At 60.4% G+C, this 19,443-nt stretch carries 15 protein-coding genes; 12 read left to right on the top strand and 3 right to left on the bottom strand.

Annotated features, from left to right (window positions below; translation table 11 throughout):
• Position 1: 1 nt before the first annotated feature.
• Positions 2-1,738: an arginine--tRNA ligase gene (argS, locus tag AC1DIH_RS02285; protein WP_477770448.1), complete on the bottom strand. Its 1,737-nt coding sequence runs from the start codon at positions 1,736-1,738 to the stop codon at positions 2-4.
• A 238-nt stretch (positions 1,739-1,976) separates the two neighbouring features.
• Complete coding sequence (locus tag AC1DIH_RS02280) at positions 1,977-4,196, bottom strand: primosomal protein N' (protein WP_477770447.1); 2,220 nt, start codon at positions 4,194-4,196, stop codon at positions 1,977-1,979.
• A 169-nt stretch (positions 4,197-4,365) separates the two neighbouring features.
• Here AC1DIH_RS02280 and rpmE point away from each other — a divergent pair, with 169 nt between their 5' ends.
• The 4 genes from rpmE (at position 4,366) to AC1DIH_RS02260 (ending at position 8,186) form a co-directional block, all read left to right on the top strand.
• Positions 4,366-4,587: a 50S ribosomal protein L31 gene (rpmE, locus tag AC1DIH_RS02275; protein ID WP_477770446.1), complete on the top strand. Its 222-nt coding sequence runs from the start codon at positions 4,366-4,368 to the stop codon at positions 4,585-4,587.
• Between the two features lie 74 nt (positions 4,588-4,661).
• On the top strand, positions 4,662-5,414 hold the full coding sequence (locus tag AC1DIH_RS02270; RefSeq protein ID WP_477770445.1) for a thermonuclease family protein: 753 nt from the start codon (positions 4,662-4,664) through the stop codon (positions 5,412-5,414).
• A 181-nt stretch (positions 5,415-5,595) separates the two neighbouring features.
• Positions 5,596-6,864 (top strand): malic enzyme-like NAD(P)-binding protein, encoded by a 1,269-nt coding sequence (locus AC1DIH_RS02265; RefSeq protein WP_427529275.1) that lies wholly within the window; start codon positions 5,596-5,598, stop codon positions 6,862-6,864.
• A gap of 932 nt (positions 6,865-7,796) precedes the next feature.
• A complete protein-coding gene (locus tag AC1DIH_RS02260) occupies positions 7,797-8,186 on the top strand; it encodes a DUF6124 family protein (protein ID WP_477770444.1) in 390 nt (129 codons plus the stop codon).
• Between the two features lie 72 nt (positions 8,187-8,258).
• On the opposite strand, the gene AC1DIH_RS02255 is transcribed toward AC1DIH_RS02260, so the two are convergent.
• Positions 8,259-10,697, bottom strand: a complete 2,439-nt coding sequence (locus AC1DIH_RS02255) for a penicillin-binding protein 1A (protein ID WP_371917632.1) — start codon at positions 10,695-10,697, stop codon at positions 8,259-8,261.
• Between the two features lie 216 nt (positions 10,698-10,913).
• Here AC1DIH_RS02255 and AC1DIH_RS02250 point away from each other — a divergent pair, with 216 nt between their 5' ends.
• From AC1DIH_RS02250 to AC1DIH_RS02215, 8 genes are all read left to right on the top strand, one after another.
• Positions 10,914-11,978 (top strand): pilus assembly protein PilM, encoded by a 1,065-nt coding sequence (locus AC1DIH_RS02250; protein ID WP_477770443.1) that lies wholly within the window; start codon positions 10,914-10,916, stop codon positions 11,976-11,978.
• A complete protein-coding gene (locus AC1DIH_RS02245; protein WP_477770442.1) occupies positions 11,978-12,544 on the top strand; it encodes a PilN domain-containing protein in 567 nt (188 codons plus the stop codon). The genes AC1DIH_RS02250 and AC1DIH_RS02245 overlap by 1 nt, the downstream gene beginning before the upstream one ends.
• Positions 12,541-13,164: a type 4a pilus biogenesis protein PilO gene (gene pilO / locus AC1DIH_RS02240; protein ID WP_477770441.1), complete on the top strand. Its 624-nt coding sequence runs from the start codon at positions 12,541-12,543 to the stop codon at positions 13,162-13,164. Before AC1DIH_RS02245 ends, pilO begins: the two co-directional genes overlap by 4 nt.
• Positions 13,161-13,688, top strand: a complete 528-nt coding sequence (locus AC1DIH_RS02235) for a pilus assembly protein PilP (RefSeq protein ID WP_477770440.1) — start codon at positions 13,161-13,163, stop codon at positions 13,686-13,688. Before pilO ends, AC1DIH_RS02235 begins: the two co-directional genes overlap by 4 nt.
• 13 nt (positions 13,689-13,701) lie before the next feature.
• Positions 13,702-15,783, top strand: coding sequence for a type IV pilus secretin PilQ (locus tag AC1DIH_RS02230; RefSeq protein WP_477770439.1), 2,082 nt, complete (start codon positions 13,702-13,704; stop codon positions 15,781-15,783).
• Positions 15,784-15,787: 4 nt separating this feature from the next.
• On the top strand, positions 15,788-16,306 hold the full coding sequence (gene aroK / locus AC1DIH_RS02225) for a shikimate kinase AroK (RefSeq protein WP_054595232.1): 519 nt from the start codon (positions 15,788-15,790) through the stop codon (positions 16,304-16,306).
• A 147-nt stretch (positions 16,307-16,453) separates the two neighbouring features.
• Complete coding sequence (aroB, locus tag AC1DIH_RS02220) at positions 16,454-17,554, top strand: 3-dehydroquinate synthase (RefSeq protein ID WP_477770438.1); 1,101 nt, start codon at positions 16,454-16,456, stop codon at positions 17,552-17,554.
• Between the two features lie 10 nt (positions 17,555-17,564).
• Positions 17,565-19,190, top strand: a complete 1,626-nt coding sequence (locus AC1DIH_RS02215) for an AAA family ATPase (protein ID WP_477770437.1) — start codon at positions 17,565-17,567, stop codon at positions 19,188-19,190.
• Positions 19,191-19,443: the final 253 nt, after the last annotated feature.

Genomic DNA, 19,443 nt, shown 5'->3' with positions numbered 1-19,443 from the left:
CTTACATACGCTCCAGAGTTTCCAGACCCAAGAGTTCCAGGCCTTGCTTGAGGGTGCGACCGGTCAATGCGGCGAGGCGCAAGCGGCTTTGCATTTGTGCCGGAGTTTCGGCGCTGAGGATCGGGCAGTTCTCGTAGAAGCTGGAAAACAGGCCGGCAACATCGTACAGGTAGGTGCAGAGGATGTGCGGCGTGCCTTTTTCGGCGACGTTGTTCAGCACTTCACCGAACTGCGCCAGCTTGGCGGCCAGTTCGTGTTCGTGAGTGGCCTCGAGGACGATCTGCCCTTCGACTTCGCTGAAGTCTTTGCCGAGTTTGCGGAATACGCCGGCCACGCGGGTGTAGGCGTACAGCAGGTACGGTGCGGTGTTGCCTTCGAAGTTCAGCATCAGGTCGAAGTTGAAGCTGTAGTCGCTGGTGCGGTGCTTGGACAGGTCGGCGTATTTCACTGCGCCAATGCCCACGACTTTGGCGATGTTGCGCAGGTCGGCTTCGGCAAGCTCAGGGTTCTTTTCCTTCACCAGCGTGTAGGCGCGTTCCTGGGCTTCGTTCAGCAGGTCGATCAGCTTCACGGTGCCGCCATCACGGGTCTTGAACGGACGGCCATCGGCGCCGTTCATGGTGCCGAAGCCCATGTGTTCCATTTCCATCGGGTGGGTCACGAAGCCGGCCAGGCGAGCCACTTCGAACACCTGCTGGAAGTGCAGCGCCTGGCGCTGGTCAACGAAGTACAGCACTCGATCGGCTTTCAGCACGCCGTTACGGTAGCGCACGGCCGCCAGGTCAGTGGTGGCATAGAGGTAGCCGCCATCAGCCTTGACGATGATTACCGGCAGAGGGTCGCCGTCGGCATTCTTGAACTCGTCGAGGAACACGCACTGGGCGCCGTTGCTCTCGACCAGCATGCCTTTGGCCTTGAGGTCGTTGACCACGTTGATCAGGTCGTCGTTGTAGGCACTTTCGCCCATCACGTCGGCCATGGTCAGTTTGACGTTCAGCTGTTCGTAGATTTTCTGGCAGTGGGACAGGGAAATGTCTTTGAACTTGGTCCACAGCGCCAGGCAGTCCGGGTCACCGGCTTGCAGCTTGACCACCAGGCCACGGGCGCGGTCGGCGAATGCTTCGGATTCGTCGAAGCGCTGCTTGGCGGCGCGGTAGAAGTTTTCCAGGTCCGACAGCTCGTCGCTGGTAATCGGGTTTTCTTGCAGGTACGCCATCAGCATGCCGAACTGGGTGCCCCAGTCGCCGACGTGGTTCTGACGGATCACCGTGTCGCCGAGGAACTCCAGCACGCGCGCCACACCGTCGCCGATGATGGTCGAGCGCAAGTGACCGACGTGCATCTCTTTGGCCAGGTTCGGCGCCGACAGGTCGACCACGGTGCGCTGCACGGGACCTGCCTTGCGCACGCCGATCTTGGCGTCAGCCAGGGCAGCGTCCAGGCGCGAGGCCAGGGCCTGGGTGTTCTGGAAGAAGTTGAGGAAGCCGGGGCCGGCGATTTCGGTTTTGCTGACGTTTTCGTCAACCGGCAGCGCAGCGATGATTTTTTCCGCCAGATCGCGCGGTTTCATGCCGGCCGGTTTCGCCAGCATCATGGCGATGTTGCTGGCGAAGTCGCCGTGAGTCTTGTCACGGGAGTTCTCCACCTGAATCGCCGGCGTCAGGCCTTCAGGCAACACACCGTCGGTAACGAGTTGGGTGAGGGCTTGCTGGATCAACTGGCGAATGGTGTCTTTCATGGTCTTCTCTTTCAACCGCAGAGCGGCGGCGCATCAATGCGCAGGTGGAAAAACTGGGCATTATCCGTTGCGAAGTCGGGCTTGCCAACCATAGCAGGCAGGTTATGGATATGTGGTGACAAATCGGGCGCCATCGCGAGCAGGCTCGCTCCCACAGTGGATCTGCAGTGCTCACCTATTATTTGCCTGGTACAAAATCCCTGTGGGAGCGAGCCTGCTCGCGATGGCAATCGCCGAATCAATACAAATCGACCGGGTCGACATCCAAAGACCAGCGCACCGCCCGCCCACTCGGCATCTGTTCCAGCGCCAGCAACCAGGCGCTTAGCAGTCGATGCAGCGGCGCCCGTGCCGTGGCTTGCAACAACAATTGCGCCCGATAACGCCCGGCCCGACGTTCCATCGGCGCCGGCACCGGCCCCAGCAATTCGATGCCGGTCAGGTTGTGCTCGTCCAACAATCGCTCCGCCTCGCTGCAGGCTTCATCGAGGAAGCTTTCGGCCTGCCCCGGTTTGTGCGCCTCGGCCCGCAACAGCGCCAGATGCGCGAAGGGCGGCAGCCCGGCGGAACGACGTTCGCTCAAGGCCTGCTCGGCAAAAGCGAAATAACCTTGCTCGGTCAGTTGTACCAACAGCGGATGGTCAGCCAGGTGAGTCTGGATGATCACTTTGCCCGGCTCTTCGGCGCGCCCGGCACGCCCTGCCACCTGTACGATCAATTGGGCCATGCGCTCGCTGGCGCGGAAGTCGCCGGAGAACAGTCCACCGTCGGCATCGAGAATCGACACCAGCGTCACCCGTGGAAAGTGATGCCCTTTGGCGAGCATCTGCGTGCCCACCAGAATGCACGGCTGACCTTTCTGAATGGTTGCGAACAGCTGATTCATCGCGTCCTTGCGCGAAGTGCTGTCGCGGTCGACCCGCAACACCGGGTAGTCCGGGAACAGAATGCCCAGGCGCTCTTCGGCGCGTTCGGTACCGGCACCCACGGGGCGCAAATCGACCTTGCCGCATTTCGGGCAGTGCCGAGGGACACGTTCAACGTAGCCGCAATGGTGGCAACGCAGCTCGCCGGAGCGCTGGTGCACGGTCATCCGCGCATCGCAGCGCTGACACTCCGACATCCAGCCGCAATCGTGACAGAGCAGGGTGGGCGCAAAGCCGCGACGGTTGAGGAACACCAGGACTTGCTGGCCGGCAGCGAGGGTCTGGCCGATCGCCTGTTGCATCGGCCCGGAAATACCGCTGTCCAGCGGGCGACTTTTGACGTCCAGCCGCAGGAAACGGGGTTGTTTCGCCCCGCCGGCGCGCTCGTTCAGGCGCAGGAGTCCGTAACGACCGGTGTAGGCGTTGTGCAGGCTTTCCAGTGACGGCGTCGCCGAGCCGAGGACAATCGGAATGTTTTCCTGCCGCGCTCGTACCAACGCCAGGTCGCGGGCGTGATAGCGCAAACCTTCCTGCTGTTTATAAGAGCCGTCGTGCTCTTCATCGATGATGATCAGCCCGGGGTTTTTCATCGGCGTGAATAGCGCCGAGCGGGTGCCGATAATGATGTCGGCCTCGCCATCCCGGGCTGCGAGCCAGGATTCCAGCCGTTCACGGTCATTGACCGCCGAATGCACCAGGGCGATACGCGCATTGAAACGCTGTTCGAAACGCGCCAGGGTCTGCGGCCCGAGGTTGATTTCGGGGATCAGCACCAGCGCCTGCTTGCCGGCTTCAAGGGTTTCGCGGATCAGCTGCAAATAGACTTCGGTCTTGCCGCTGCCAGTGACACCGGCCAGCAGGAACGCATGGAAACTGTCGAAACCTGCACGAATCGCTTCGTACGCGGCGCGCTGCTCCGGGTTCAGCGGCAGCTCCGGTTGCGCCAGCCAGTGTTCGTGACGTTCGCCGGGTGCGTGTTTGCGGATATCCACTTGCACCAGTTCTTTGGCCAGCAACAGGTCAAGGCTGTCCTTGCTCAGCATCAGTTTGCTCAGCAGTTGGTGGGCAACGCCATGCGGGTGCTGGGCCAGCGTCGCCAAGGCCTCGCGCTGACGCGGAGCGCGGGCGATGCGCGGATCATCCAGTTTCGCGCCCGGGGTGACCGACCAGAAGCGCTCCTGGCGTGCTTCCGCCAGTTCACCCTGGCGCAACAACACCGGCAGCGCCCAACTCAAGGTGTCACCGAGACTGTGCTGGTAATACTGGGAAGTCCACAGGCACAACTTGAACAGTGCTGCCGGTAGCGGTGGCGTGGCGTCGAGCAGGGCCAGTGCCGGTTTGAGCTTGTCGGCCGGGACTTCGCTGTGGCTGGTGACTTCCACCAGGATCCCGATCATCTCGCGGCGACCGAACGGCACCCGCAGCCGCATGCCCGGATGCAAATGCGCACGCAGGACTCCCGCCGGGGCACGGTAGTCGAACAGGCGGCGCAGGGGCGAAGGCAGGGCGAGGCGCAAAATGGCGTCGGGCACGCGGGGGGATCTCATTGAGCAGGCGGTAAAGAAGGGCCGGAGCCTAGCAGACGGTCGGTGTAAGGGACAGCTTGCGTGATTGGCGAGGTCTGGTAGAATCCGCGGCCTAATTACGTGCGGTATTCAACAATAGTGTTGGGTGGCGGCACGCTAGCCTGAGGAAGACACCATGAAAGCCGATATCCATCCAGAATACCCAGCAGTTGCCGTAACTTGCAGCTGCGGCAACAAGTTCGAAACCCGTTCGACCTTTGCCAAGCCACTGGCGATCGACGTTTGCAACGAGTGCCACCCGTTCTACACCGGTAAGCAGAAGACTCTGGATACCGGCGGCCGCGTTCAGAAGTTCGCCGATCGTTTCGGTGCTTTCGGCGCGACGAAAAAAGCCTAAGGCTGATCGTCCTGGAAAGCCTCAATGGCTTCTCCTCGCTGTTGAAAAAAGCGTCCCTTGTGGGCGCTTTTTTTATGCCCGCGATTTGGCTCTCCAGCGCCCAGGCCCTCTGTCCTGCGCCAGCCGGTCAGTTGCAGGCTGTCAGCGTGCAGCACGTGGTGGATGGCGACACGGTGCGCCTGCGCGACGGCCGCAGTGTGCGCATGATCGGTTTGAATACCCCGGAACTGGGCAAGAAAGGTCGCTCCGACGAGCCTTTCGCCGTGGCTGCGCGCAAGCGTCTGGAAACGTTGGTGGCCGCAAGCGACGGACGGTTGGGTTTGCTGGCGGGACAAGAGGGCAAGGATCGCTACGGGCGCACCCTGGCCCATCTTTACAGCGCCAACGGTGACAATCTTGAAGCGCAGATGCTTGCCGAAGGTCTTGGTTACCTGGTGGCAGTGTCACCGAACGTCGATTTTGTCAGTTGCCAACAGGCCGCCGAACGCACTGCGCGACAGGCCAGGCTGGGGTTATGGCGGCAGTCGCCTGTACTGAAAGCGGCGCAGATCAACACTTCTGGTTTTGCCGTGCTCAGTGGGCGTGTGAGCAAAGTTCAGCGCAATCGCGGCGGAATTTGGATCGAGTTGCAGGATTCGGTTGTATTGCGCGTTGCACCCAATCGACTCGGTCAATTCGATCTGGCGGCTCTGGAGCGGCTCGACGGCAAGCAGATCGAGGCGCGTGGCTGGGTGATCGATCGCTCACGGCGCGGTGGTCTGGATTCCGGTCAGGCGCGCTGGTTGTTGCCATTGACCCATCCGGCCATGCTGCAAGCAGTGCCGTAAAAAGAAATTGTCGACATTTTTTAAGTTGATTGTGAACAGTTTAGCCCTTGTGTTCCGTGGCTCTTGGCCCAAAGTCGTAGGGTAGGGCTCTTGACAGGGGTGACCGGTCAGTCTTGTGGGGACTTTGCGACGCGAGTATCCTCGGCGGTCCGTCGTTCAACAGTAAAAGCGGAATGCCCACATGTCTGATTTGAAAACTGCCGCTCTCGAATATCACGCCCATCCTCGTCCAGGTAAGCTGAGTGTCGAGCTCACCAAGGCCACCGCTACCGCCCGCGATCTGTCGCTGGCCTACAGCCCCGGCGTAGCCGAACCAGTACGCGAAATCGCCCGCGACCCTGAACTGGCCTACAAATACACCGGCAAGGGCAACCTGGTTGCAGTCATTTCCGATGGCACCGCGATTCTCGGCCTGGGTAACCTTGGCCCATTGGCTTCCAAGCCAGTGATGGAAGGTAAAGGCGTGCTGTTCAAGCGCTTCGCCGGTATCGACGTGTTCGACATCGAAGTCGACTCCGAAAGCCCGCAAGCCTTCATCGACACCGTCAAGCGTATCTCCATCACCTTCGGTGGCATCAACCTGGAAGACATCAAGGCACCTGAGTGCTTTGAGATCGAGCGCGCGCTGATCGAACAGTGCGACATTCCGGTGTTCCACGATGACCAGCACGGCACCGCGATCGTGACCGCTGCCGGCATGATCAACGCCCTGGAAATCGCTGGTAAAACCCTGCCGGAAGCCAAGATCGTCTGCCTGGGCGCTGGCGCTGCCGCTATCTCCTGCATGAAGTTGCTGGTGAGCATGGGTGCCAAGATCGAAAACATCTTCATGGTTGACCGTACCGGCGTGATCCACTCCGAGCGTGACGACCTGAACCAGTACAAGGCTGTCTTCGCTCACGCGACCGACAAGCGCACGCTGACTGACGCCCTGAAAGGTGCAGACGTGTTCGTTGGCCTGTCCGGCCCGAACCTGCTGAGCGCTGAAAACCTGATGCTGATGGCAGCCAACCCGATCGTGTTCGCGTGCTCGAACCCTGATCCGGAAATCGCCCCGGAACTGGCTCACGCCACCCGTAGCGACGTGATCATGGCGACCGGCCGTTCGGACTACCCGAACCAGGTGAACAACGTATTGGGCTTCCCGTTCATTTTCCGTGGTGCTCTGGACGTTCGCGCCAAGCGCATCAACGAAGAAATGAAAGTGGCTGCGGCCAACGCTCTGCGTGAATTGGCCAAGCTGCCAGTGCCTCAGGAAGTGTGTGACGCTTACGGTGGCATCAAGCTGGAATTCGGTCGTGAGTACATCATTCCGAAGCCAATGGATGCGCGTTTGATCACTGTGATCTCGGATGCTGTGGCCAAGGCTGCGATCGAGACGGGTGTGGCGACTCTGCCGTATCCGAAGAACTACCCGCTGAAAAGCGTGGATGACGTGTTCAACGGCTAAGTCGTTGTAGCGCTTCAACAGAAAGCCCCGGCTCTTGTGAGTCGGGGCTTTTTTGTATCTGTCTTTCGCAGATGTACCCCAACCAAATCTGTGGAGCTGAGCTTGCTCGCGATGGCGGCCTGACAGCCGACCAGTCTCTCGCAAGTGTACATATCCATTCCTGCGGTAACGGCCACTTAGGGTTCCGCTCTTACAGCGGGTCACTTTGGCAAACGCCCCAAAGKAASCAAARGTCTTCGCCCCAAGCGTMCGGCACCTCGCCTAGGCTCGGYGTYCCCTTGCTCCGGTGTCCATCAGGGGGCATCGCCTACGGTCTGCTTCGCGACGACCTCCTCTCGATGTGTCCGGCTGCGCCGTACGGCGCTGCGCGCCCACCCCCTGATGAACACCTCCACTCGGCCTCCCGAAGGGGCGGGTGGATCAAGATCAACAGCAACAGCACGGCGGCCTGACAGCCGGCCTGAGTGGTTGGGGCGTGTGCGGCTTCAGATACTGATCGTTCCCACGCGCAGCTAAGGAATGCCGCCAGGGACGCTCCGCGTTCCGCTTCACGAGCTGACGCGGAGCGTGGGAACGATCATTTGTGTAATGCCCGTAGGATGAGGTCGGAACTTGATGACAGCATCACGGGCAACGTTGAAATCTCCGACATGTCTTTAAGGTTGCCCCTCGGAAGCGTGGCCTCTAGCCTTTGAACGTCGCTGCCCATTCAGCGACCGGATTTGACCGTCCGTGTAAATCAAGGCGCGCCAGCGCCCAGACCTATTCCAGGCGCTTTTTTTGCGTCTGAGGTATCGTGTCATGGCGGCTGTGCGTGGGACACCTTCGGGTGTGCCGGGTTCCTTGATTCCTGGTCGGTCAACCCGCGTACAGCTGCCACCTTTTCGTTTGACCGCGGACGGTGGTAGCTCCAACAATCAAGGAGCACCATCATGATCAAAGAAACCCCCAACCCCCCAGAACACGACGACGTCTCCCCCTACGAATCCCTCGATTCAAAAAAACTCCACGACGCCGCCCACCGCGCCCTCGATCACTACCTGAAACCCACCCTCGCCAAACTGCGCTTCAGCGACTTGCGCTCCGATCGCCTGTTCAGCGTTTCACCCGACGTGGGCCTCGAAAGCCTGTTGGCCAATGCCTCGGAAGACCTGGTCTCAGTCAAGGTCATGGCCGCCGACCTGGCATTCGAGATCGAGGGTTCGCGACGCAGCGTGGCGCTGGCGATTTGCCGGATGGTCGATGGCGCTCTGTTGTTGGTGGACAAGGCACTGGATGACTACAACCCGTCGGAGTCGGACCAGTTTTACGTCAAAGAATAGAAGCGCGAAGTCCAGAAACTAAAAAGCCCCGCCTTCAAACGAAGAGCGGGGCTTTCTGCTGGTGCTGCGCGATCAGAACAGGTCGATCGGCGCCGCTTCGTCCGCTGGCAGTGGGCTGCCCGGTGCATTGCCGTTGCCCAGTTCGTTGATCGATGGCGGGGAGTCTTCGGACTTGAACAGCTCGAAGTAGGCGCCTGGCGTGCTTGGGGTGGCCGCACGGCCGCTGACCGGGTCAACCCGCAGGCTGAGGATGCCTTCCGGCTCGGCCTGGGTATGCGGTGGCTTGCCTTTGAGCGCTGCGCTCATGTAGTTCATCCAGATCGGCAGCGCCACGGTGCCGCCGAACTCGCGCTTGCCGAGGCTTTCCGGTTGGTCGAAACCGGTCCAGACCGTGGTCACGTAATCGGCGTTGTAGCCCGAGAACCAGGCATCCTTGGATTCGTTGGTGGTCCCGGTCTTGCCCGCGATGTCGCTGCGGCCCATGGACAGGGCGCGACGTCCGGTACCGAGCTTGATCACGTCTTCAAGCATGCTGTTGAGGATGAACGTGGTGCGCCCGTCGATGATCCGTTCTGCGACGGCCGGTGCTTGTACGGTGGTTTGCGCTGCCGGGGCTTCGCCTGGCGTCGGGTTGACCGTAAAGGTGTTGCTCACCGGCGCTGCGATCCCGTTGCTGGCGATATCGCCTTTCGGCACGCTTGGCGGGTTGGCGACGAACAGCGTGTCACCGTTGCGGCTTTCGATCTTGTCGATGATGTACGGGGTGATCTTGTAGCCGCCGTTGGCAAAGGTGCTCCAGCCGGTGGCGATTTCCATTGGCGTCAGCGTTGCGGTGCCCAGGGCCAGCGACAGGTTGCGCGGCAAGTCCTGCTTGTTGAAGCCGAACTTGCTGATGTAATCGATGGTGCGATCGACACCCAGCGCCTGGAGCAGGCGGATCGACACCAGGTTGCGCGACTTGTAGAGCGCTTCACGCATGCGGATCGGGCCGAGGAAGGTGTTGGTGTCGTTCTTCGGACGCCAGACCTTGTCCAGGTACTCGTCGACGAACACGATTGGAGCGTCGTTCACCAGGGTTGCCGGAGTGTAGCCGTTATCCAGCGCAGCGCTGTAGACGAATGGCTTGAAGCTCGAGCCCGGCTGGCGCTTGGCCTGCATGGCGCGGTTGTAGTTGCTCTGCTCGAACGCGAAGCCGCCGACCAACGCGCGGATCGCACCGTTTTGCGGGTCCAGCGAAACCAGTGCGCTTTGGGCGACCGGAATCTGGCTGAACTTCAGGGCGTTGTCCGCTTGGCGCTGTACGCGAATCAGGTCGCCGACCTGGGCGACGTCCGATGGCTGCTTCGGTGCCGGGCCCATGCTGTTGGTGTTCAGGAATGGGCGCGCCCATTTCATGCTGTCCCAGCTGACATGTTCTTCGCCGTTGCGGGTCAGGACCTGCACGCCGTTTTTCTCGATCAGGGTGACGATGGCCGGTTCCAGGCCGCTGATGGTGCGCTGCTTGGTCAGTTCCGTGGCCCATGCCGCGGGCGTCTTGCCCGGCAAACGGGACTCGGGGCCGCGATAGCCATGACGCTGGTCGTAGGTGATCAAGCCTTCATGGACGGCGGTGTTGGCCATTTCCTGAAGGTTGCTCGGCACGGTGGTGGTGACGCGGAAACCTTCGGTGTAGGCATCGCTGCCATAACGACCGACCATTTCGGCACGGGCCATTTCGGCGATGTACGGCGCGTTCACTTCCGGCGTCGGCACGTGATAGCTGGCGTTCAGCGGCTCGTTGATCGCGGCCTGATACGCCGCTTCGTCAATTTTCCCGAGCTTGTACATGCGCCCCAGGATCCAGTCGCGACGTTCTTTGCTGCGCGCCGGGTTGGCCAGCGGGTTGAAGCGCGAAGGGGCTTTCGGCAGGCCGGCGATCATCGCCATCTGCGCCAGGCTGACGTCGCGGATCGACTTGCCGTAATACACCTGTGCCGCCGCCTCGATGCCGTAGGCGCGGTTGCCCAGGTAGATCTTGTTCACGTAGAGCTCAAGGATCTCGTCCTTGGTCAGCTGACGCTCGATTTGCAGGGCCAGGAGGATTTCCGTGGTCTTGCGCGAGAAGCTGCGCTCGCTGGTGAGGAAGAAGTTCTTCGCCACCTGCATGGTGATGGTGCTGCCGCCGGATTGAATGTGTCCGCTTTTGACCAGTTGGCTCGCGGCACGCATCAGGCTGCTGGGGTCGACGCCATAGTGATTGGCGAAGTTGTCGTCTTCGGCGCTGAGTAACGCATTGATGAAATTGGGTGGGATGTCGGCGAAGCGGATCGGCGTGCGGCGCATTTCGCCAAACTCGGCGATCAATTTGCCGTCGCTGCTGTAGACCCGCAAAGGAATCTGCAACTGAATGCTTCTCAGCGCCTCCACGGATGGCAATCCCGGACTAAGGTAAAGAAAAGCGCCGCTCAGACCGAGGAGCAGTCCGCAGAAAACGGCGACGATGGACCACCCGAAAAATTTCAGCAGACGAATCAAGGCTTTTGGACATCCAGGGTAAAGAATGAATTAGGCGTCAGGGCATTCAAGGTAAGCAAGGGTCGACCCGCGCTTGAGAAAGCGGAAAAAACGCTGGCCATTATAAGCATTTTTCCGCCAAAAGCGCATTTGGCGCCTCTGTCAAGACGCAGCCATTGAACGCAATGAATCATAAAGAGTCCGTAACTCACGGATAGTCATAGGGAATTGCAAGTGCTGGGACTCTTCAATAAAAAAAGCCGCACGCTTTTGGGGATCGATATCAGCTCCACTTCGGTGAAGCTTCTCGAGCTAAGCCGTGCAGGCAATCGATACCGGGTCGAAGCCTACGCGGTAGAGCCGCTGCCGACCAACGCCGTGGTCGAGAAAAATATCGCCGAACTCGAAGGTGTCGGGCAGGCATTGTCCCGGGTGTTGCTCAAGGCCAAGACCAGCGTCAAGAGTGTCGCGGTGGCGGTTGCCGGATCGGCGGTCATTACCAAGATCATCGAAATGGACGCCGGGCTTTCCCCTGATGAGATGGAAAATCAGCTGAAGATTGAAGCTGACCAGTACATTCCCTATCCCCTTGAAGAAGTCGCCATCGATTTTGAAGTGCAGGGCGTCTCCCGGCGTAATCCCGAGCGGGTCGATGTATTGCTGGCGGCCTGTCGCAAGGAAAACGTCGAAGTTCGCGAAGCCGCGTTGGCCCTTGCCGGCCTGACCGCGCGGGTCGTCGATGTCGAGGCGTACGCGCTGGAGCGTTCATTCGGCTTGCTGACGGCACAACTGGCCGGTGTGACCGAGCGTTCGACGGTGGCCGTGGTCGACATCGGTGCCACCATGACCACCTTGAGCGTGCTGTCCAACGGCCGAATCATCTACACCCGCGAGCAGTTGTTCGGCGGCCGCCAGTTGACGGAGGAAATCCAGCGTCGCTATGGCATGACCGTCGAACAGGCCGGGCTTGCAAAAAAACAGGGTGGCTTGCCTGACGACTACGTCAGCGAAGTCCTGCAACCGTTTCGCGAGGCGCTGGTGCAGCAGGTCTCGCGATCGTTGCAGTTCTTTTTCGCCTCGGGCCAGTACAACGCAGTCGACTACATCCTGCTGGCCGGTGGTACGGCTTCGGTCACCGGGCTGGATCGGCTGATCGAGCAGCGCCTGGGCACGCCGACGCAGGTGGCCAATCCGTTTGCGGACATGACATTGAGCAGCAAGGTCAACGCCAGTGCCCTGGTCAAGGATGCGCCGGCACTGATGATTGCCTGTGGCCTGGCGCTGAGGAGTTTCGACTGATGGCGCGGATCAATCTTCTCCCTTGGCGCGAAGAGCTGCGCGAGGAGCGTCGCAAGCGCTTCCTGTTGGGGTTGGCCGGCGCGCTGGCGGCGGCGGTCGGGGTGATTATGCTGGGTGACCACGCCATCAGCAGTGCGATTGATCGGCAGGTCGCCCGCAACGATTACGTCGGCAAACAGATCGCCGTGCTGGATGACCGGATCAAGCAGATCAGTGATCTGAAAACCCGTCGTCAGCAACTCGTGGAGCGGATGCGGATCATCCAGGACTTGCAAGGCAATCGGTCGGTCAGCGCACGTATTTTCGATCAACTGGCGCGCAGGCTGCCGGACGGGGTGTATTTCACCGACGTGAAACTGGTCGATAAAACGCTGTCCATCAGCGGGGCGGCAGAGTCGAACAATCGGGTCTCGGAGTTGTTGCGCAACCTCGATGCCTCCGACCGGTTCGAGTCGCCGAACCTGACCGAGGTCAAAGCGACCACGGCCGGCGCGCTGGATCAGGCCAACGTGTTTAAGTTGACCGTTCGTCAGTCTCAACCGGCCGCAGCGGAGGACGCGAAATGAGTCCGTCCCAATGGTTCGAGGGGTTGCGCAAGGTCGATATCAACGACCTGGACCTGAACAACATAGGCTCCTGGCCCACGGCGATCAAAGGCCTGGCCAGCGGGCTGCTGATCGCGCTGGTGCTGGCGCTGGGTTACAGCTTTTACCTCAAGGATCTTGAAGATCAGCTTGAGCAGGCCCGCGCCGGGGAAGCCACCCTCAAGGAGCAGTTCGCGAGCAAGGCGCACATGGCGGCCAATCTGGAGCGCTACATCGAGCAGATGAAAGCAATGGAAACCTCCTTCGGCGTGCTCTTGCGGCAGTTACCCGGCGATACCGAGGTGCCCGGTCTGCTGGAAGACATCACTCGCACCGGATTGGGCAGCGGTCTGGAGTTTGAGGAGATCAAGCTGCTGCCGGAAGTCACCCAGCAGTTCTACATCGAGCTACCGATCCAGATCACTGTTACCGGCGCCTACCATGACCTGGCGACCTTCGTCAGTGGCGTCGCCAACCTCCCGCGGATCGTCACCCTGCACGATTTTAACGTCGAGCCGGTCGTTCCGGGCAGCGGCGCGAAGTTGCGCATGAACATCCTGGCCAAGACTTACCGCTACAACGACAAGGGGTTGCAGAAATGAACGCGGCCCGATGGTTTTCGCTGGCTGTGCTGCTGGGGGGGCTTGCCGGTTGTGGCAACGGTAACGACTTCAGCGATCTGGACGCCTACATGAACGAGGTACGCCTGCACCCGCCCGGCAAGATCGAGCCGGTGCCGACGTTCAGGTCCTACGAGACATTCACTTACAGCGCTGCGTCGTTGCGCAGTCCGTTTTCACCGCAGGTCAGGGTCGACCTGGCAGGTCGAAAACAGGGGGCACGCAACGTCAAGCCCGATCCGAGCCGGGTCAAGCAATACCTTGAAGGTTTCAACATCGAGCAGTTTGAAATGGTCGGCACTATTTCCAATGCGTCCGGTGCCTTTGCGCTGTTGCGCGGTGCCGGCGGGGTGCATCGGCTGAAGGTCGGTGACTACCTGGGGCGCAACGATGGCCGGATCGTGGCCATCAGCGACTCGCAAGTCGATGTGGTCGAAATCGTTCCCGATGGCCAAGGTGCCTGGCTGGAGCGAGCGCGGACTATTCCTTTGAAAGAGCACTCATAGTGGAACTCGTATCATGAACAGGATCTTCTCAACCCTCGGTTTTTCGCTATGGATGGCGCTGCTTTCTCCGATGGTGCAGGCAGCCAATCTCAAAGCGCTGGATGTCGCCGCGCTGCCGGGTGATCGCATCGAGTTGAAACTGGCTTTCGACGGGCCACCGCCCGCGCCTCATGGCTATACCACCGATCAGCCGGCACGCATCGCCCTCGATCTGCCGGGTGTGAGCAGCCAACTGGCGAGCAAGACGCGGGATCTGGGAGGCGGCAACGCTCGCAGTGCGACAGTGGTCGAAGCCAAGGACCGCACTCGTTTGATCATCAACCTGACGCAGTTGACGCCTTACAGCACGCGAGTCGAGGGCAACACGCTGTTCGTGGTGGTCGGGCAGGCTGCTGCCGCTCAGAAACCACGACCCGCGGCACCGCGAGTGGCGAGCGCCATGCCAGTGGCAGCCAAGACTTATGCTCCGGTGAGCAAGGCCATTCGCGGCGTGGACTTTCAGCGCGGTGCGCAGGGTGAAGGCAATGTCGTCATTGATTTGTCAGACCCCGGTATCAGCCCGGATATCCAGGAGCGTGACGGCAAGATCATCCTCACCTTCGCCAAAACCCAGTTGCCTGAACGGTTGCGGGTTCGCCTGGACGTCAAGGATTTCGCCACGCCGGTGCAGTTCGTCAACGCCAGTGCGTCCGCCGATAAAGCGAGCATCAGCATCGAGCCCGGTGGCACATACGACTATTCGACTTACCAGACCGACAACAAGCTGACGGTCAGTGTCCGCCCGATGACCGTCGACGATCTGCAGAAGCGCAACGCAGATCGCTTCGCCTACAGCGGCGAGAAGCTGTCGTTGAATTTTCAGGACATCGATGTGCGCTCGGTGCTGCAACTGATCGCCGACTTCACCAACCTCAATCTGGTGGCCAGCGACACGGTGCAGGGCGGCATTACCTTGCGCCTGCAAAACGTGCCGTGGGATCAGGCGCTGGATCTGGTGCTCAAGACCAAAGGGTTGGACAAGCGCAAGATCGGCAACGTCTTGCTGGTCGCGCCGGCAGACGAGATTGCCGCCCGCGAGCGCCAGGAGCTGGAGTCGCGCAAACAGATCGCCGAGCTGGCGCCACTGCGCCGTGAGCTGTTGCAGGTCAACTACGCCAAGGCGGCGGATATCGCCAAGCTGTTCCAGTCGGTGACCAGCGCCGAGGCGAAAGTCGACGAGCGTGGCTCGATCACTGTCGACGAGCGAACCAACAATATCATCGCCTACCAGACCCAGGATCGCCTGGATGAGCTACGGCGAATCGTCGCTCAGCTGGATATTCCGGTGCGTCAGGTGATGATCGAGGCGCGGATCGTCGAAGCCAACGTCGACTACGACAAAAGCCTCGGCGTGCGTTGGGGCGGCTCGGTCCGCAATAAGGGTAACTGGAATGCCTCCGGGGTCAGCAACGGGGCCAACGCCTCATCGACCATTGGTACACCGGGCAGCACCAGCACCAACTCACCGTTCGTCGACATGGGCGCGGCGGGAAATACGTCGGGGATCGGCATCGCCTTCATCACCGATAACGTGTTGCTGGACCTTGAGCTGACGGCCATGGAGAAGACCGGTAACGGGGAAATCGTCTCGCAACCCAAAGTGGTCACCTCCGACAAGGAAACCGCGAAGATCCTCAAAGGCACGGAAATCCCCTATCAGGAAGCCAGCTCCAGCGGCGCGACGTCGGTGGCGTTCAAGGAGGCTTCGCTGTCTCTGGAGGTAACGCCGCAGATCACCCCGGACAACCGCATCATCATGGAGGTCAAGGTCACCAAGGATGAGCCGGACTACCTGAACAAAGTGCAGGATGTGCCGCCGATCAAGAAGAACGAGGTCAATGCCAAAGTACTGGTCAACGATGGCGAAACCATCGTCATTGGCGGGGTTTTCTCAAATACTCAGAGCAAGGTTGTAGATAAGGTGCCATTTCTCGGTGATGTGCCGTATCTTGGCCGCCTTTTCCGGCGTGACGTGGTGTCGGAGAAAAAATCCGAGCTGCTGGTATTTCTCACTCCGCGTATCATGAATAACCAGGCGATTGCTGTGAGTCATTGATTCTGTGCGAAATTTGATTCTTGTTGGGCCGATGGGTGCTGGAAAAAGCACCATCGGTCGCTTGTTGGCCAAAGAGCTGCGCCTGCCGTTCAAGGATTCCGATAAGGAAATTGAATTGCGCACGGGCGCCAATATCCCGTGGATCTTCGACAAAGAAGGCGAACCCGGCTTTCGCGACCGCGAGCAGGCGATGATCGCCGAGCTGTGCGCGCTCGATGGCGTGGTGCTGGCGACGGGCGGTGGCGCGGTGATGCGTGAAGCCAATCGTCGGGCGCTGCATGCTGGCGGGCGCGTGGTGTATCTGCACGCATCCGTCGAGCAGCAGGTCGGGCGCACCGCGCGCGATCGCAATCGTCCGCTGTTGCGTACTGCCGATCCGGCAAAAACCCTCCGGGATCTGCTGGCATTACGCGATCCGCTGTATCGGGAAATCGCCGACCTGGTGGTGGAAACCGATGAGCGGCCGCCGCGGATGGTGGTCCTGGACATCCTGGAACGCTTGCAGCAGCTGCCTCCCCGTTAATGCACAGGGCGAAATGCGCTATCCTCGGCTCCGGTCATGACCGCTCGAAGGTGTGGCGCATGACGAACGGACAGCGTCACACACGCAGATGTTGTCAGTCGATAATGTAAGGCAAGACGCCTGATTCCAACTTCACTGTGGGGACACATGCAGACACTTAAGGTCGATTTAGGCGAGCGAAGCTACCCGATCCATATTGGCGAAGGGTTGCTGGATCAGCCCGAACTGCTGACGCCGCATATCGCCGGGCGGCAAGTTGCGATCATCTCCAACGAGACCGTTGCGCCGCTGTATCTGGAGCGTCTGACCCGCAGCCTTGCACAGTTTTCGGTTATTTCCGTGGTTCTGCCCGACGGCGAAGCCTTCAAGAACTGGGAAACCCTGCAAACCATCTTTGACGGCCTGCTCACCGCTCGCCATGACCGCCGCACTACCGTGATCGCCCTGGGCGGCGGTGTGATTGGCGACATGGCCGGTTTTGCCGCCGCCTGTTACCAGCGTGGTGTCGATTTCATCCAGGTTCCGACCACCTTGCTGTCGCAAGTCGACTCTTCGGTGGGCGGCAAGACCGGCATCAACCACCCGTTGGGCAAAAACATGATTGGCGCCTTCTATCAGCCGAACGTCGTGTTGATCGATACCGCCACGCTCAATACCTTGCCGGCTCGCGAGCTGTCGGCGGGTCTGGCCGAAGTCATCAAGTACGGGTTGATCTGCGATGAGCCGTTCCTGACCTGGCTCGAAGACAACATCGATCGCTTGCGGGCACTGGATCAAACGGCCCTGACCTACGCTATCGAACGCTCCTGCGCGGCCAAGGCTGCTGTGGTCGGTGCCGACGAGCGCGAGTCTGGCGTGCGCGCCACGCTCAATCTGGGTCATACCTTCGGCCACGCCATCGAAACTCACATGGGCTATGGTGTCTGGCTACATGGTGAAGCGGTGGCTGCTGGCACTGTAATGGCCCTGGAAATGTCTTCGCGCCTGGGCTGGATCAGCGACCAGGAGCGTGATCGCGGCATTCGCCTGTTCCAGCGGGCCGGGTTGCCGGTCATCCCGCCTTCAGTGATGACGCAAGCCGATTTTCTCGAACACATGGCAATTGACAAGAAAGTAATCGACGGTCGTTTGCGACTGGTGTTGTTGCGCCGCATGGGCGAAGCCGTAGTGACCGACGATTATCCGAAAGAGGTTTTACAGGCCACGCTGGGAGCGGATTACCGCGCCCTGGCTCAGCTTAAAGGTTAATAAGATCCCGATGACTAGTTTGCATGCCGACGAGGCGTTCCTCGGCCATTACCAGTTGAGTCACGACCCTTTCGCTCCACGGGTGCCTGGCTTCAAGTTCTTCCCTGCCCAGCGCAAGCCCGTGCTGGGGCAACTGCATCACCTGGCCCGTTACAGCCAGTTGTTGCTGGTGGTTACCGGCCCGCAAGGCAGTGGCAAGACCCTGTTGCGTCAGGCGCTGGTCGCCAGCACCAACAAGCAGTCGGTGCAGAGCGTGGTGGTTTCTGCCCGTGGCGCCGGCGATGCGGCGGGTGTGTTGCGTCAGGTGGCTCAGGCGCTGAACGTTGCCCAGGCTGAAGTCGGCGCGATTCTCAAGCAAGTGGTGCAGCTCGCACTGACCGGCCAGGAAGTCTACTTGCTGGTCGATGACGCCGAGCAGCTCGATGAGTCTGCCCTTGAAGCGCTACTGGCGTTGGCGGCGGGTGCGCCGGAAGGTCGTCCGCACGTGTTCCTGTTCGGTGAGTCGTCGCTGATCGCTGAACTTGAGCAACTGAGCACCGAGGAAGAGCGCTTCCACGTCATCGAACTGCAACCTTACGCCGAAGAAGAAACCCGCGAATACCTGGCCCAGCGACTCGAAGGCGCCGGTCAGGGAATCGAACTTTTCTCTGCGAATCAGATCTCTGAGATACACGAAAGCTCCGATGGATGGCCTGGAAACATCAACCAGGTCGCCCGCGATGCGATGATCGAAGCCATGATTGCTAGCCGCTCAGCGGTCAAACGTCCAAGTATGGGGTTCAACATGCCGAAGAAACACGTATTGGCGATATCCGCCGTAGTCGTGGTCGCGGTGGCCGCCGCCTGGTTGATGCCAGGTCGAAGCAAGGCACCAGCCACTGGCGCGCCCGCCAATGAGCAGGCGCAATTGCCACTGGGCACACCGAAACCGAACGGCGGTGCTCCGGCGGTAGAGTTCGCCGGTAATACCCAGCCGATGCCATTGCCGTTGGTCGGACAATCGCAGCCGGTAATGCGCGGCCCATTGGCGGAAGCTGCGGGCGGTATCACTGAAGGCGACGACGGCGTGCCGGTCGAAGGCTCCAGCGCCAAACCGCCTACCGTGACCACCACTGCACCGCCAGCCGGTATTCCGGCCGGTCCGACACCGGCACCTGCGCCAACTCCTGCGGCCAAACCAGTTCCTGCGGCCAAGCCTGCGCCTGCGCCGACTCAGGTCGCTACCGCCAAGCCTGCTCCTGCACCAGCTCCTGCGGCCAAACCGGCCCCAGTGGCCAAGCCTGCCCCGGTCGCCAAAGCTGTCGAGAAGCCGGTCGAGAAGCCAGCCAGCGTCGCCAAAGCCGCAACCGGCGGTACCTGGTACGCAGGTCAGGCGCCAGGTAACTATGTGGTGCAAATCCTCGGCACCAGCTCTGAAGCCACGGCGCAGAACTTCGTCAAGGAGCAGGGCGGCGAGTACCGCTATTTCAAGAAAGTCCTCAACGGCAAACCGCTTTACGTCATCACTTACGGTAGCTTCGCCAACCGCGATGCAGCTGTTACCGCCATCAAGGCCTTGCCAGCGAAGGTTCAGGCTGGTAAACCTTGGCCTCGCTCTGTCGCCAGCGTCCAACAGGAACTGGCAACAGCTCGCTGAAGATTCGGCGGCCTTACCCAGGCCGCCTCTCCCGGCACCTCAAAATTTCTGCAAGCGCATGTGGCTGTCAAAGCCGCGTGCCTTGTGGTGTCTGCGTCACAGTAGTCTTTGAGTCGTTGCGGTCAACATTAAAAATGTTTTGACTAGCACAGCATATCGCTTTAAACCTTTCACAAATGCGACATAGATTTGCGACATTTCGTCGTCAAATTTGTGAGCCTCTGTGTCGGTGTGTACAATGACCTCCCTTTTG

This window comes from Pseudomonas sp. 05N36, assembly GCF_056397385.1.
The sequence above is the reverse complement of the archived record's forward strand: the minus strand, read 5'-3'. Positions and strand labels throughout refer to the sequence as shown.

What these genes read in the sequence shown, in the direction of transcription:
- AC1DIH_RS02245 (WP_477770442.1), top strand. Translation starts at nt 11,978, where the DNA reads ATGGCGCGGATCAATCTTCTCCCTTGGCGCGAAGAGCTGCGCGAGGAG.
- AC1DIH_RS02235 (WP_477770440.1), top strand. Translation starts at nt 13,161, where the DNA reads ATGAACGCGGCCCGATGGTTTTCGCTGGCTGTGCTGCTGGGGGGGCTT.
- argS (WP_477770448.1), bottom strand. Translation starts at nt 1,738, where the DNA reads ATGAAAGACACCATTCGCCAGTTGATCCAGCAAGCCCTCACCCAACTC.
- AC1DIH_RS02215 (WP_477770437.1), top strand. Translation starts at nt 17,565, where the DNA reads ATGACTAGTTTGCATGCCGACGAGGCGTTCCTCGGCCATTACCAGTTG.
- AC1DIH_RS02265 (WP_427529275.1), top strand. Translation starts at nt 5,596, where the DNA reads ATGTCTGATTTGAAAACTGCCGCTCTCGAATATCACGCCCATCCTCGT.
- pilO (WP_477770441.1), top strand. Translation starts at nt 12,541, where the DNA reads ATGAGTCCGTCCCAATGGTTCGAGGGGTTGCGCAAGGTCGATATCAAC.
- AC1DIH_RS02270 (WP_477770445.1), top strand. Translation starts at nt 4,662, where the DNA reads ATGCCCGCGATTTGGCTCTCCAGCGCCCAGGCCCTCTGTCCTGCGCCA.
- aroB (WP_477770438.1), top strand. Translation starts at nt 16,454, where the DNA reads ATGCAGACACTTAAGGTCGATTTAGGCGAGCGAAGCTACCCGATCCAT.
- AC1DIH_RS02230 (WP_477770439.1), top strand. Translation starts at nt 13,702, where the DNA reads ATGAACAGGATCTTCTCAACCCTCGGTTTTTCGCTATGGATGGCGCTG.
- rpmE (WP_477770446.1), top strand. Translation starts at nt 4,366, where the DNA reads ATGAAAGCCGATATCCATCCAGAATACCCAGCAGTTGCCGTAACTTGC.
- AC1DIH_RS02260 (WP_477770444.1), top strand. Translation starts at nt 7,797, where the DNA reads ATGATCAAAGAAACCCCCAACCCCCCAGAACACGACGACGTCTCCCCC.